Below are 13,006 nucleotides of genomic sequence, written 5' to 3' on the forward strand. Positions count from 1 at the left end.
CCCCCACCATGCCGCTGACCGATCCCGCCTGCAAGAACGCGCGTTGCCCGGCTGACAGGCCCCGCCTGCGTCTGGCCGACTCGCAGGGCCTGTACCTCGAGGTGACGCCGAACGGCTCGAAGCACTGGCGGTGGAAGTACCGCTTCGGCGGCAAGGAGAAGCGCCTCGCGCTGGGCAGCTACCCGGCGATCTCGCTGGCGCAGGCACGGCTCGACCGTGACGCCGCGCGCCTAAAGCTCAAGGGCGGCGTCGATCCTTCGGCGGAACGCCGCGACGAGCGCCTGACCCGCAAGGTCCGGCTCGGGACGACGTTCGAGGCGGTCGCGCGCTCGTGGCACGAGAACTGGAAGGGCGCCAAGTCGGCGCGCCATGCCGACTACGTGCTGCGCCGCCTGGAGGCCGACGTCTTCCCAGCCATCGGCGCGAAGCCGATCGCCGAGGTCACGGCGCCCCAGCTGTTGGCGCTGGCCAAGAAGATCGAGAGCCGCGGCGCCCTGGACATCGCCCGCCGCGCCTGGCAGACGGCCGGACAGGTGTTCGAGCACGCGCTCGCCCACGGGATGATCGAGAGGAATCCCGCGCGCGACGTGCGGCCCGGCGCCGCCCTGAAGCCGCGCACGAAGGGCGAGTTCGCGCGGCTAGAGCCCAAGGACATGCCGGAGCTGCTGCGGAAGATGCAGGCCTACCCCGGCTCCGTCTTCACGCGCTACGCGCTCGAACTCATGGCCAGAACCTTCGTTCGCACCGGCGAGCTGATCGCGGCCCGCTGGGACGAATTCGACCTCGATGCCGCCGAGTGGCGAATCCCCGCGGCGCGCATGAAGATGAAGACGCCGCACATCGTTCCGCTGTCGACGCAAGCGGTCGACGCGCTGCGCTGCCTGCACGAGCTGAAAGGCCTCAGCGGCCTTCTCTTCCCGGGCGAGCGCGACCACGAGAAGCCGATGAGCAACGGCACGATCCTCGGAGCGCTGAAGCGGATGGGCTACGCCGGAGCGATGACCGGCCACGGCTTCCGCGGCGTCGCCTCGACGATCCTGCATGAGGCCGGCTTCGACCACGCGCACATCGAGCTGCAGCTCGCGCATCAGGAGCGCAATGCGGTCTCGGCGGCATACAACCACGCGACCTACCTGCAGCAGCGCCGGCGCATGATGCAGTGGTACAGCGACCACCTCGACCAGCTGCGCCAGGGCGCGAAGGTGATCCCGTTCAAGGCCGCGTAGGCCGAACCGGTGCCTCAGCGGTCCTGAGGCAGGCGGGGTGCGGCGGTGGTGGAACACCGCCGGCCCCTGACTCTCCCCACCCGATCGCTGGAGGATCGAATGACGAAAGCTGCGAAGACTGTACCCGCCCTGGCCGATGCGCCTGCTGCACTGGAACGGGCCCGCGAGGCCTACGAGGAACTCAACGACTACGTCGAGCGCCTCGCCGCCATGGCGCTGACGATCGAGGGTAATCTCGCTCGACTCGCGGACGAGAAGGAGGGCAACCTGCCTGTGGTGATCGAATGGCGCCTGGCACAGGTCATGGCCGACATGCTGGGCGACCCGGAGGTGCTTCGCGGGATCCGCGTATCGCTGGGCATCGAAGACCCGCGAACCGGCGCAGCGAAGCCGTTCGAGGCGACCGCGTAGGCCTGACGATGGCAGCGAAGGCACCGAAGAAGCCTCGCGGTACCGGCACCATGCCGTTGGCGCGCCCGGCTACGGCGAACGAGGTCGAGCAAGCCGCGGGGGCGGTCCGCGTCTTCATCCGTGACCCTGGAGCGGATTCGACCCCATCCGGTGATGCTCGCATCGCCGGCTGGCTCGTCAGCGCGCTTGTGCCTTCAATGCCGCCTCGAGACGAGCCGCGCCTCAGCGTGCTCGACGTCGCGGTCGGGCGCTATTCGCAGGCGGAGGTCGAGCGCATGCGGGCCATGGTCCCTTTCGACGTCCCGGTTCTGCTGCGGGAAGTGCCGAGCGAGCTGCAGCCCCTCCAACCGGATGAGCCTGTGCGCGAGCGTCGCGGAGGAGTGGACGGACTGACGACCGCCGGCGCCTTGCGCGCGGAGCTAGAGGCGGTGGCAGCGCGTCAGGCGAGAGGCCACTACACGCTCGGCGAGTGCGTGGCGCTCCTCTCCGAGGCGGCGGTGACTGCTGGGCTTGCTGCAGATGGCGACCCCCGCGAGCGCTACTGGCGACAGCTGAACGAGGCTGCAGCTTCCGGGTCGCTGGCCGTGCTCGATCCGCTGACGCTGCTCCGCTCAAGTATCGACGAGTGGCCGGGCCCGTCGTCAGGTCTGCTGCTCATCGAGCGCAGGGAGCTCGCCGCCTGGCTTGAGCGCGAGAAGCATGCGCTGCGGCTGCCGGAGGAGCAGTCGAAAGACGCGCCGAAGCCCGCTTCGGGCGTGCCTGCCGGCGGGTCCTGCCCGCCGAATGCCCCGGAAGCGGGCCCCACCAGGCGTCCCTATCTCTCGATGCACTGGCGACTGCAGCGCATTTGCGAGGTGCGGGCTGCACTCGAAGAGGCCGACGCCTCCGACGCCCGTGCATCGCGCGTCGGTGTCCCGTCCGTGAGAGCCGCAGTGCTCAAGAAGCTGCGCGCCGACGATGGCAAGCCTGCATGGGCAAATAGTGCTTTCAGGCACGCCTGGGAGAGGCATCTGAAGGCGAAGCCGTAGTAGCCCATTCGCTGAATGGGCGCACCCGAAATCACTTTGGGTGCCGTTGAATGGGCGCTGGACCTCGCGGAACACTTTCGTCATTGACTGCTGGGTGCAGTCAACGACTGAAAGGGGCTGCAACGTGTCCAAAACGAACCATCTTCCCGAGCTTGGCTTCGCAAGAGAGCCGGCCGTGCTGGCTCACGTGGGCTTTGGCCGCACCAAACTGCGCGCCCTAGTCGCTGCCGGCGAGTTCCCTGCGCCGCGCCGACTTGGCCCGCGCTGCACCATGTATGACGCGGCCGCCGTCCGAGCGTGGATCGCCGACCGCGCTGCGAATGCGCCCGTCGTCATGCCGAAGGCGCCGAAGGTCGCGCAGACCACTGCCGGGCAGGTGACCGCGTGAGCGGCTCCACGCCAGAGCCCTCGAATCCTTCCGCGCGCCTCGACCACGACGGCTCGCACGTGCCTGTCGTCTTCGCAATCCGCGGCCCTGGCGGGCTGAGCGTCGACGCGCCGATGGGCGATCACGCGGTGCTGAATGTGACGGTCACGAAGGACCTCGCGCGCGGCATCGTCATCCAGCTGACCACGGGGCCCGAAGATGCAGCCGACATCATCCGTCGCATCGCCGAGCGAGGCTGAGAAGGCGTTGCGCACCATGCAGGCGGTCGCGGCGCTGGCCGGCTACGAGCTGCGCGAGACGACCGACTCGAGAGGCGCGCCCGCGTACGCGATCACCAGGTGGAACCTGGCGCGCGTGCTGCCGGATCTCGGCGCCGTCGAGGCCTTCCTCGAGCGGGTCGCGGGCCCGGGCCGAGGAACCTGATGCCGAAGCTCTTCCGCACCGCTTCGCGCCGGCGGCAGCCCCTGGCGTATCGCTCGGTGCTCGCTGTGCCAGCCTGCACGTGCTCAAGCGCGACGGCGGCCGCCTGCATGACGTGCGCCCGCTGGCGTGGCCACCTGCGCGCCCTGCTGGCGAGGCGCGCCGCCTGGAGTGCAACCCGATGAGCTGGCCAGCGGTCGCGTGGGCTCTGGGGCAGCGCGCGCCTTCGAGTGCAGCGAAGTTCCTACTCGTGGTCCTGGCCGACTCGGCGAGCGCTGGCGACTGGCTCTCATGGCCCTCGGTCGCCTACCTGGGAGAGACGACCCAGCAGGACAGAAAGACGGTCCTGGCCAACCTGCAGCGCCTGCAGGAAGAGCGCCTCGTCGAGCCGGCCGGCAAGACCGGGAAGACAGGCCAGATCACAATCTGGCGCCTACCCGTCGAGGTACCCGGAAGGGCATCGAACGGTACCAATTCCGGTACCGTTAGAGGTCGCCTTAACGGTCCCAAAAACGGGACAGCTTCGGCCGGCGAAACAGTACCGCTTTTCCCTGCAAAGAGTACCGGTTTTCCCTTGAAAGAGTCCCAAAAACGGGACACGGAACCTGAGAGGAACCCGAAGGGAACCAGAGAGGGCGCCGGCTCTCGCCTCCCGACAGACTGGACTCTCCCGTCGGAATGGCGACAGTGGGCTCACGACCGTCGGCCGGATCTTGACATCGACGCGGTTGCGGAGTCCTTCGCGGACCATTGGCATGCCCAGCCCGGCCGCGCCGGCATGAAGGCCGACTGGCAAGCCACTTGGCGAAGCTGGGTGAAGCGCGAGCGCGCCGGGTCACAAGCATTTGCGCGCCGTGTGTCAGGCGCATCTGCTATCCACGCCGACGACGATCTACGCGAGGTCTACCCGTGACCGCCCGCGACGAGGTCGAGCTGCGCAAGCCGCCGAACTCGGCCGAGGCTGAACAGAGCGTGCTCGGCGGGCTACTGCTCGACAACGGTGCTTTCGACCGCGTCGGCGATCTCCTCGAGGCCCGCGACTTCTACCGCAGCGAGCATCGCGCCATCTTCGAGGCGGTCGTGCAGCTGGTGGAGGCGAGCAAGCCGGCCGACGTCGTGACGGTGTACGAGCGCCTGCAGCGCGCTGGCCGCGCCGAAGACTGCGGCGGGATGGAGTACCTCGATGCGCTCGCGCGCAGCGTGCCCAGCGCCGCGAACGCACGGCGCTACGCCGAGATCGTGCGCGAGCACGCCGAGGCGCGCGCCGTCATTGCAGCCGTGGACGAGGCCGCCGCGATCGCCTGGACCGCGGAGACATCGCCTGCTGACAAGCGCGATCGAATCGGCGCCGTGCTGGCTCGGCTCGAAGGCCGCGCCGTCGGCAGGGAACCGCGGGCGATTGGCGACCTCGTCGCGGCGCGCCTCGATCACTACAGCGCGCTCGCGGAGGGCACGGAAGCCCCGGGCATTCCGACCGGACTCCGGACGCTGGATCGCGCCCTCGGCGGAGGCCTGAAGCCTGGGAAGCTGGTCGTCCTAGGTGCAAGGCCGACCATCGGCAAGACCTCGCTTGCCGGGCAGATCAGCGGCACGGTTGCCGCCGCTGGCCATGCGACGCTGATCCTGTCGCAGGAGATGACAGCCGGCGAGTTGGTCGACCGCTTCATCGCAAACACCGCCGGCGTGCAGTTGGAAGCGCTGACCTCCGGCCGGCTCGAAGATGCCGACTGGGGCAACCTGAGCAGTGGGGCGGATCGCCTCGCCGCGTCCGCCTTGTTTGTCGACGACTCGCCCGCGCTGAACCTGCAGCAGATCCGCGCCAAGGCGCGCCAGGTGCGCCGCCGGCATGGCTTGGCGCTGGTCGTCGTCGACTACCTGCAGCTTTGCTCGTCGGCCACGCCGACCGAGCGCCGCCATCACCAGATCGAGGCGATCAGCCGAGGCCTGAAGCAGCTCGCGAAGGAACTCGCCACCTGCGTGATCGTGCTGAGCCAGCTGGGCCGCGCCAGCCTGGATCGGCCCGACAGCGAGCCGGAGATGAGCGACCTGAAGGAGTCCGGTGCGATCGAGGAAGACGCCGACGTCGTGCTGCTGCTGCATCCGACCGGCAGGCAGGAACCGGACGGCTCGGCGCTGATGCTGCTGAAGCTGGCCAAGAACCGCCAGGGCAGGCGAGGCAGGATCGCGCTGGCATTCGATGGGCGTCTGCAGCGCTGGGCGGAGTCCGAATCGGACGTGTCTCGGCGGAGGGGCAAGGGTGATGAGTGAAACCCGACCGGACGAGGTACGAGCAGCCGAACCATGCCGCGCGCGCCGCGCCGGCCTTGAGCCGGCCGGTGTCCGCGGCGCTGCGCTGCCGCACCTGATGCCCCCGATTGGCCGGAGTCACCGCGGCGGAGGCCGGCGGTGCTGAGCTGCCTCTTCACCGGCACGGTCGTCCGAGCGCCTGAGCAACGCCTCGACCGGCGACTGCGCCCCATCGCGACGGCAGGGCTCGAGGTGATCGACGCCGAGGGCGCAACCGTGCTCGTCTCGATCATCGCGTTTCGGCCGGCGGCCGTTGAGGCCATTGGGCGCCTGCAGATCGGCGAAGACGTCGCAATCGCCGGCCACGCATCGTTGAGCCGTTGGAAGGACGGCGATGGGCGCCAGCAGATGGGTCTGAATGTCACGGTGGGCCGCTTCCTGACGGCGGCCGATGCCGGCATGCATCACACCCCGGTCGAGCGGCGTCAGTGGCGTCAAAGCGCACCTCAGGGGGACTCAAGTGGCTGAGCGCGACACCTCTCGATCGCACGAAACCCGCGCCGATGCTCGCGATTCGACCGATCCCCCGGTGGGCGAGAAGCGGCTCCGGTTGCCGCTGAAGACGATCGACGATGTCAAGGCCGAGCTCGCGCGCCTGTACCGCGAAGGCAAGGCAGGTCGGCGAGCCATCGGCGACGTCTCGCGCCTGGCCAACGTGCTTGGCATCCTCGGCCGACTGATCGAGTCGGAAGACCTTGCGGCGCGGATCGAGGCGCTCGAGGACGAAGCGATGAGGGCCGCTGCTGGCGGACCTGCAGCTCGCGGAACGGACGAGGGATGACCCCGGACACCGATCCGAGCTGGGCCGCCCTCGAGGCTCTGCTCGACGTCGCCGGCGAGAACAAGGCCCGCGAAATCCTGGCGCAGATCGGGCGGCCCGCGGCACTGGCCGAGTTCGAACGTGTCGCGGCGCTCCGCCTGGCGATGCGCCTGCGCGAGGCCCATCAGCCGCGCACCGTCATCCGCGAGCGCCTGGCGCTACGAGGCATCAGCCGATCCGCGGCCTATCGCCTGATCGCCCGAGCGATCGACGTCCCGATCGCGAACTGTCCCAGCAACGGCCCTACGTTGGGACGCGGCCCGGCCATCCTCGACGAACCGGCCGAGATGGCCTTCGATCGCCTACTGCAACCGCAGGAGAACACCATGCCCACCGACCCCACCACCCAAGACCAGCCCTCCGCCGGGCTCCGCGTCGAGGTCACAGCCCTCCGCGCGCCGTGGCCGGCCGGCGCCGTCATCGGCTCGATCGTCGAGATCCCGGGGAACACGCTGCCCGACTCGTTCGTCGGCAAGTGCCAGCCGGCCAGGCCGAATGTCGCGGTCACGCACCGCTACGAACCGCCGCGGTCCCCGGTCGCCGAGCCTCTCGGCGCCGTCGACCTGTCCGACATCGTCGGATCGTCCGGCAACGTCGAGTTCCTGACCACCAGGCGCGACGAACTCCGCGCGCGCCTCGCAGCGATCGACCTGCCGGCGGCGCGCAAGGCGCTCGAGAAGACGCATGCGGATGCGCTGGCTTCGCCCGGCGACGTGGCGCCGGTGTCGCCGCCGGGCGTTGGCGAGATGCCCGAGCAGACGGAACGCCGGCTGCGCCATGAGCGCGCCGCAGAGGCCCACAAGACCGCTCAGGCCAGGGTTCCGCAGCTCGAGGCCGAGGATCGCGAGTTGCGCTCGGAACTCGCCTACGTTGAGGGACTGCTCGCCGCCGAGCAGCAGGTCGACGAGGCGAAGGCCAGGGCGGAGGCGGCAGACGCCGAGGTGGTGCGCTTGGCCGAGGCCGCTGCAGCTGCCGACGCGGCGCTGCGCCGCATCGTCGACCTCATCGCCGACGAGGAACGGGCCTATGCGAAGGATCGCGACGCCGCCGGTGCGCGCGTGCTCGAGGCGGTGAAGGCCGGCGGCAGCGTGCCAGTGAAGGCGGCCAGCCGCGACAAGATCGCGACGCTGGAGGTCGCGAAGCGCGGTGCCGAGCAGGAACAGCTGGTCGCGCGAGCCGCCCACCAGCAGGCCGCGCAGCGCCGGCGCGAAGCATGGCAGCGCGTCAGGGTTGCCGAGGCGACGCTCGCCGAGCGTGCCTTCCGCCAGGCAGAGCGTGATTTCGTCGAGGCGCTGACGCGGGTCATGGTGGCGAAGGCCGTGGCGCACGACCCGTTCGGCGCCGCGGATCCGAGGGGCGAGGCGATCGTGCGTTCCCGCCGCATCGTCGAATCCTTGGGCATCTGAGCCGCCCTTCGCAGCATTCGACATCGAAGGAGAACCGTCTTGCACCACTTCATCGTCAATCCGACACTGTCGACCAACACCGGCGCGAGCGGGGCCGGCGATCCCATCCGGCGCGCGATCGTCGCGAGACTGAATACGGAAGGAGTGTCGACCGATGGGCGGTCCGACGAGGCTCTACTCGCCGACTACAACTCGCTGATCTGTGCGCCGCTCGAGGAGCAGCTCGCCGCCGTCAACTGGCGGATCTCGGTCAACGCAGCGACCGCGCAGTCTGCGAAGCAGCACGGCCAGTTGGCCAGCAACTCGGCGAAGGGCCTTCTCGAAGCGCCGGCGTCTGGGCTGGTCAACAGGTTCCGCATCGGGCAGCGATGACCTAACGCCACCGGACGGACACATAAGGCCCCGGACACCCATGGCAGCCTCCAACAAGACCAGCGCCGCAGCGGCTCGATCGCTGCAGCGCCAGGCCAAGGCGATCGCGCTGCGCTGCGCAGGCCTGTCCTACGCGTCGATCGCCGCGCACCTCGGCATCGGACGGAGCCAGGCGCACGCGCTCGTGTGCAGGGGTCTCGACGATGCACGCAGCCAGGTCGCGGCAGCTGCGGACGAACTTCGCGCGCTCGAGCTGTCCCGGCTCGACGGCATGCTGGCGAAGGTCTACCCGCGGGCCGCTCGCGGCGACCTGCCGGCAGTCGACCGCGTCCTGAAGATCAGCGAGCGCCGCGCGAAGCTGCTCGGCCTGGACGCGCCGGAGCGGCATGCGCTGCAGGGCGGAGGGGAGGGCGCGCCGCCGATCGTGTCAGACGCGCGCGTGACGTTCTACGTGCCGGAGAACGGTCGCGATGCTGGCCGTGCACGTTCGGCTGCCCCCACAGCGGCGCAACGATGAGCGCCGGCACTGTCCCGGCGCCGCGCCGCGCCGCGCATGCGCCAGCGGTGCCCCCAGATCAACCCCGCAACGAAGGAAGCGGGACGCCCGCGCGCAGCTGATGGGCCGAACTCGCGTCGTCAACAACCTGTCTGCGTTCACGGACAAGGTGCAGCGCCGCGCCGCGCGCAACCTCACAGCGGCGCTCGTGGTCATCGGCAGCGAGGCCGCGGGCCGCGCACCGCAGGACACCAGCACGCTGATCAACTCGCAGTTCCGCAACGTCCGCCGCGATGGCGATCGAATCGTCGGGGCGATCGGCTTCACGGCCGACTATGCACTGCCGGTCCACGAGGCCGAGGGCAAGCTGAAGGGTCAGCCGCGACCGAAGGAGAACGGCAAGGACCACGGGGTCTACTGGGGCCCTCATGGCGAGCCGGAGTTTCTGCGCAAGGGCGCCGAGGCGGCGGCGCCCGAGGTCCGCCGCATCCTGGTCGAGGGCATGAAGGAACAGAAATGAGCAATGGGACCGTCGTCGGTGGCGTGATCTATGAGGTCGCGTACGACACGCGGCCGCTGATCGAAGGGCAGCGCCAGGCCAGCAAGTCGCTCGACCAGCTCGACACCGATTTCACCCAAGTCAACAAGGCTGCCAAGGTGCATGTAGCCGGACTGGCTCTGTCGGGAGTCGCCGCGCGCGAAGCGGCGCGGTCGACGGACGCGCTGTCGAATGCGAGCGTCAAGGCGGCCGCCGCTACCGAACGTCACTCGATCTCGTCGCGTCGCCTGATGGAGGCACTGCGCGGCAGCAAGGTCGCGCTTGCCGACGTCGCGACGAGCATTGCCACCGGCGAGGGGCTGATGCGCAGCGCAGGCGCTGCCGCGTCCGGCCTCGGCGCCGTCGTGCTCGCCGTCGGCACCGCCCTAGGCTCGCTCGCGCTCGGGTTCGTCAAAGGCCGCAAGGAGACCGAGGAGTTCAATCGCAGCCTGACGCTGACCGGCAACCTCTCCGGTATGACGGAAGGGCAGCTGAACGTGCTGGCCGGCCGGCTCGACAGCTTGGCCGGCATCACGCGCGGTCAGGCGGCCGAGGCGCTCAATCAGCTCGCGCAGGCAGGGGTGCGCGGCGGCGATGGGCTGGGCCGTGTCGCTGAGGCCGCGATCCGCCTCGAGCAGGCCGGCGGGCCCGCGGTCGCCGAGACGGTCAAGGCGTTTCAGTCGCTCGAGCGAGAGCCGGTGCAGGCAGCGCTCAAGTTGAACCAGGCGACCAACTTCCTGACTGTCGAGCTGTACCGCCAGATCAAGGCGCTCGACGAGCAGGGCAAGCACGCCGAGGCGGCGCGCGTCGCGCAAGAGGCCTTCGCTGATTCGATCCTCGAGCGCACGCCGAAGATCACGCAGAACCTCGGGTTGCTCGAGCGCGCTTGGCGGTCGGTGCGGGACGCCGCGCGCGAGGGCTGGGACGCACTGTTGAACGTTGGGCGCAAGGAGACGCCCGAGGACAAGATCGAAGCGATGCGCGCGCGCCTGGCGCTACTGCAGCGGCAAGAGGCTTCCGGTGGTCCAAAGACCATCGGCGGCCGCGCGACCGGATCCTATGGGCCGGAGGGCGCGGCGCAGCGTCGGGCCGAGATCGAGGACCTGCAGCGCCAGCTCCGCGCGTACGAGCAGGCGGCCGGCTACGCGCGAGCCGCCGCTCAAGCGGACTCGGACCGTGCCGCAGCAGTCGAGGCGGCCTCGGATGCGGACAAGAAGGCAGGCGCGAACCGAAAGGCGAAGTTCGATGAGGCGCAGTACCTGCGCGAGCTGCAGATGCGCACGGCCGATGCGGAGGAGCGAGTCAACCTCGTCGAGCAGGAAGCGAACGCGCGAAACGACCAGCTGTTGAAGGAGGGCGTGCTCAGCTCGGAGAACTACGAGAAGGCGCGGGTGTTCATCGCCGAAGCGGCGGCCCAGGCCCGCGTCGAGGTTGCCAGGCGAGAGCGAGAACAGATCCTCGCCACCTTCGAAAAGGACGGCCGTGACATGGAGCGCCAGCGCGGCGAAAAGGCGAAGGCGGGCAACTTCGCGGAGGGAATCATCGCCGGCGGGTCGCAGGAGGACGCGACCGTCAACCAGTACCGCATGCGCAACGACCAACTTAACGAGTTGCGCGCGGCCGACCTTCTGAGCGAGCAGCAGTATTCGGCCGCGATCGTCGCGAACGCCCAGCAAACGCAGCAGGCGCTCGCGGCAATCGCGCAGGCACGCTCCGACGCGGAGGTGCAAGCACAGATGACGACGCTCGCCGCGGTGTCCGGTGCAACCGACCAGCTGATGGGCGTGTTGCGCGCTGCCGGGAAGGAGCAGAGCGCTATCGGCAAGGCCGCCTTCCTGGCATCGAAGGCGCTCGCCGTCGCAGAGATCATCCTGAACGCCGAGGTCGGCGCGGCGAAGGCGATGGGGCTGGGCCCGTACGGCATTCCCCTGGCCACCTACATTCGCGCCGCCGGCTATGCGAGCGCCGCGATGGTGGGCGGGCTTGCGATCGCGCAGGTCGCCGGCGGCCGGCAGTACGGCGGCCCGACGACCGCAGGGCAGCTCTATCGCGTCAATGAAGCAGGGAAGCCGGAGATGTTTACAGCGGCCAATGGCAACCAGTACATGCTGCCGACCGCGAACGGCAACGTCACTCCGGCGAACCAGGTCGGAAGCGGCGCGACGTGGACTATCAACATTCACAATGCGCCGCCAGGGACGACAGCGACCGTCAATGAAAGCGCGCGGATCATTGAAATCGCTGTCGCTCGTGCCGAGGCGAACTTCGTCGATCAAGTCAGCAACAACATGGGGCCGCAGTGGGCAGCGTTGCGCAACGCGAGTAACCTCCAAGGGCGCCTATAAAGCGGAGGTCAAATGCACGAGACGCTTGCGAGTGATGCCGGTCGCCACACGGCCATCATGACACTCCTGGCCTGGGTGATCGCGCACGACGAGCGCATCAGCCTGGAGGACACTTCTTCCTTGCCGAAGGCGCTGATGAATGCTCTCCCGAGAGGGGCTCTTCCAGATGAGATGGAGGATCAATTTCGGGTTTCCGCGAGGGACTTCACGATGCAAGTCCTGCGCCTCGCGGCTTCTATGCGGCGTGGAGGCATCTAGGGCATGCGCGTGAGCCTAGTCGACAAGTTCGGCAGCAACAGCGGCCCGGTTTGGCATGCGCCCAGGGGCGCGAGCAACGTGCAATCTCGCCTCTCCTGATGCGCTCGCTGCTTGTGAGGGTCAAGCGGCTCGAGGAGGCTGTCGCTCGCGCGAAGTTGCGGGAGGCACAGAGGGCGGCGGAGCTAAGCCTGCCACTCGATGAAGTCGAGACTCAGTTGCGACGCCAGGTGGCCATCTCGAAGCTGTTCGACTCGCTCGAGGCGAGCTACCCCGCCGACCCGTTCGACGCCGCAGGCTTGCCGCGGCTCACTACTTGGCAGAAGGTCGGGGCGGCCGCCGATCGCCTCATCGCCTGCCGCCACACCGACGTCGACCGGCGCGTGCTCGCCGCATTGCCGGCCGACGCCCTACGTGCCTTCGGCCACTCGGCGGAGGACTTCCTCGCCGCGGTGGGATTGCTGCACGCAGGGCCCGCCCTGGCACGCGGAGTCGAGCTCGACGAAGAAAAGCGCGGGCCGCTCGCTGCCTAGCATCCGGGCGCATGCCCAGCAGCTGCGCAGCGATGGAGACGGACCCCCACCTAGGCGATTCTGCAGTCGAGGCGGAGAACGAAGTCGACCCCTACTGCTACCCGGTGCATCGCCAGGTGCCAGCTGCCGGCGCACCGCGGCCTGAAAGCGTGGCGCCGCGCTGGATCTTCGAACTTGCCTCCTCGAACATCAAGATCGCGCGCTTCGATCCGCACCCGGGCAAGGCGCGCTCAACAGGCAGTGGTCCGCCACTTCGCACCTTCACCCTGGCCCTGCGCGAGGCCGGCGCGACACGATGCATGGGTGGCCAGTACCCCAGCGATCGCTGGACGGCAGAGCGCGAGGAGAAGGAAAGGGCACGACGGGCGAGGCAGCGCCCGCCGCGTCCGCCGAAGGGTGCGAAGACTCGCGGCAGGAAGCTGTTCGACCTGATCGGCAACAGCTTCGACTTCGACGTCTGA

18 protein-coding genes are annotated in these 13,006 nt (G+C 69.1%); all 18 read left to right on the forward strand.

Annotated elements, in window-relative coordinates; all coding sequences use genetic code 11:
* Positions 1–8: 8 nt before the first annotated feature.
* Complete coding sequence (locus D9C15_RS23620; protein WP_128000931.1) at positions 9–1,226, forward strand: tyrosine-type recombinase/integrase; 1,218 nt, start codon at positions 9–11, stop codon at positions 1,224–1,226.
* Between the two features lie 99 nt (positions 1,227–1,325).
* Positions 1,326–1,637 carry a hypothetical protein gene (locus D9C15_RS23625; protein ID WP_128000932.1) on the forward strand — a complete coding sequence of 104 codons (312 nt, stop codon included), beginning with the start codon at positions 1,326–1,328 and terminating at the stop codon, positions 1,635–1,637.
* An 8-nt stretch (positions 1,638–1,645) separates the two neighbouring features.
* A complete protein-coding gene (locus D9C15_RS23630) occupies positions 1,646–2,665 on the forward strand; it encodes a hypothetical protein (protein ID WP_128000933.1) in 1,020 nt (339 codons plus the stop codon).
* 124 nt (positions 2,666–2,789) lie between these two features.
* Positions 2,790–3,053, forward strand: a complete 264-nt coding sequence (locus D9C15_RS23635; protein ID WP_205854885.1) for a helix-turn-helix transcriptional regulator — start codon at positions 2,790–2,792, stop codon at positions 3,051–3,053.
* Positions 3,050–3,292: a hypothetical protein gene (locus tag D9C15_RS23640; RefSeq protein WP_128000934.1), complete on the forward strand. Its 243-nt coding sequence runs from the start codon at positions 3,050–3,052 to the stop codon at positions 3,290–3,292. The genes D9C15_RS23635 and D9C15_RS23640 overlap by 4 nt, the downstream gene beginning before the upstream one ends.
* Positions 3,293–3,299: 7 nt before the next feature.
* A complete protein-coding gene (locus D9C15_RS33505; RefSeq protein WP_164886828.1) occupies positions 3,300–3,476 on the forward strand; it encodes a hypothetical protein in 177 nt (58 codons plus the stop codon).
* A 247-nt stretch (positions 3,477–3,723) separates the two neighbouring features.
* A complete protein-coding gene (locus D9C15_RS33510) occupies positions 3,724–4,386 on the forward strand; it encodes a hypothetical protein (protein ID WP_205854886.1) in 663 nt (220 codons plus the stop codon).
* Positions 4,383–5,741 carry a replicative DNA helicase gene (locus tag D9C15_RS23645; RefSeq protein ID WP_164886830.1) on the forward strand — a complete coding sequence of 453 codons (1,359 nt, stop codon included), beginning with the start codon at positions 4,383–4,385 and terminating at the stop codon, positions 5,739–5,741. The genes D9C15_RS33510 and D9C15_RS23645 overlap by 4 nt, the downstream gene beginning before the upstream one ends.
* A gap of 138 nt (positions 5,742–5,879) precedes the next feature.
* Complete coding sequence (locus tag D9C15_RS23650; protein ID WP_128000936.1) at positions 5,880–6,248, forward strand: single-stranded DNA-binding protein; 369 nt, start codon at positions 5,880–5,882, stop codon at positions 6,246–6,248.
* Positions 6,241–6,561: a hypothetical protein gene (locus D9C15_RS23655; RefSeq protein WP_205854887.1), complete on the forward strand. Its 321-nt coding sequence runs from the start codon at positions 6,241–6,243 to the stop codon at positions 6,559–6,561. Before D9C15_RS23650 ends, D9C15_RS23655 begins: the two co-directional genes overlap by 8 nt.
* On the forward strand, positions 6,558–8,006 hold the full coding sequence (locus D9C15_RS23660) for a hypothetical protein (protein WP_128000937.1): 1,449 nt from the start codon (positions 6,558–6,560) through the stop codon (positions 8,004–8,006). The genes D9C15_RS23655 and D9C15_RS23660 overlap by 4 nt, the downstream gene beginning before the upstream one ends.
* A gap of 39 nt (positions 8,007–8,045) precedes the next feature.
* Positions 8,046–8,378: a hypothetical protein gene (locus D9C15_RS23665; RefSeq protein ID WP_128000938.1), complete on the forward strand. Its 333-nt coding sequence runs from the start codon at positions 8,046–8,048 to the stop codon at positions 8,376–8,378.
* 40 nt (positions 8,379–8,418) lie between these two features.
* Complete coding sequence (locus D9C15_RS23670; protein ID WP_128000939.1) at positions 8,419–8,895, forward strand: hypothetical protein; 477 nt, start codon at positions 8,419–8,421, stop codon at positions 8,893–8,895.
* On the forward strand, positions 8,849–9,394 hold the full coding sequence (locus tag D9C15_RS23675) for a hypothetical protein (protein ID WP_205854888.1): 546 nt from the start codon (positions 8,849–8,851) through the stop codon (positions 9,392–9,394). The genes D9C15_RS23670 and D9C15_RS23675 overlap by 47 nt, the downstream gene beginning before the upstream one ends.
* Complete coding sequence (locus tag D9C15_RS23680; protein ID WP_128000940.1) at positions 9,391–11,757, forward strand: phage tail length tape measure family protein; 2,367 nt, start codon at positions 9,391–9,393, stop codon at positions 11,755–11,757. The genes D9C15_RS23675 and D9C15_RS23680 overlap by 4 nt, the downstream gene beginning before the upstream one ends.
* A gap of 12 nt (positions 11,758–11,769) precedes the next feature.
* Positions 11,770–12,015, forward strand: a complete 246-nt coding sequence (locus tag D9C15_RS23685; protein WP_128000941.1) for a hypothetical protein — start codon at positions 11,770–11,772, stop codon at positions 12,013–12,015.
* Between the two features lie 98 nt (positions 12,016–12,113).
* The gene (locus tag D9C15_RS23690; RefSeq protein ID WP_128000942.1) at positions 12,114–12,545 is read left to right on the forward strand and encodes a hypothetical protein; all 432 of its coding nucleotides are present in this window, start codon (positions 12,114–12,116) and stop codon (positions 12,543–12,545) included.
* A gap of 32 nt (positions 12,546–12,577) precedes the next feature.
* Positions 12,578–13,006: a hypothetical protein gene (locus tag D9C15_RS23695; protein WP_128000943.1), complete on the forward strand. Its 429-nt coding sequence runs from the start codon at positions 12,578–12,580 to the stop codon at positions 13,004–13,006.

Source organism: Piscinibacter defluvii, from assembly GCF_004011805.1.
In the GTDB taxonomy this organism is placed as follows: domain Bacteria; phylum Pseudomonadota; class Gammaproteobacteria; order Burkholderiales; family Burkholderiaceae_C; genus Piscinibacter; species Piscinibacter defluvii.

Coding starts and splice junctions, on each gene's coding strand:
- D9C15_RS23620 (WP_128000931.1), top strand. CDS start 9: ATGCCGCTGACCGATCCCGCCTGCAAGAACGCGCGTTGCCCGGCTGAC.
- D9C15_RS23625 (WP_128000932.1), top strand. CDS start 1,326: ATGACGAAAGCTGCGAAGACTGTACCCGCCCTGGCCGATGCGCCTGCT.
- D9C15_RS23630 (WP_128000933.1), top strand. CDS start 1,646: ATGGCAGCGAAGGCACCGAAGAAGCCTCGCGGTACCGGCACCATGCCG.
- D9C15_RS23660 (WP_128000937.1), top strand. CDS start 6,558: ATGACCCCGGACACCGATCCGAGCTGGGCCGCCCTCGAGGCTCTGCTC.
- D9C15_RS23670 (WP_128000939.1), top strand. CDS start 8,419: ATGGCAGCCTCCAACAAGACCAGCGCCGCAGCGGCTCGATCGCTGCAG.
- D9C15_RS23675 (WP_205854888.1), top strand. CDS start 8,849: ATGCTGGCCGTGCACGTTCGGCTGCCCCCACAGCGGCGCAACGATGAG.
- D9C15_RS23680 (WP_128000940.1), top strand. CDS start 9,391: ATGAGCAATGGGACCGTCGTCGGTGGCGTGATCTATGAGGTCGCGTAC.
- D9C15_RS23685 (WP_128000941.1), top strand. CDS start 11,770: ATGCACGAGACGCTTGCGAGTGATGCCGGTCGCCACACGGCCATCATG.
- D9C15_RS23690 (WP_128000942.1), top strand. CDS start 12,114: ATGCGCTCGCTGCTTGTGAGGGTCAAGCGGCTCGAGGAGGCTGTCGCT.
- D9C15_RS23695 (WP_128000943.1), top strand. CDS start 12,578: ATGGAGACGGACCCCCACCTAGGCGATTCTGCAGTCGAGGCGGAGAAC.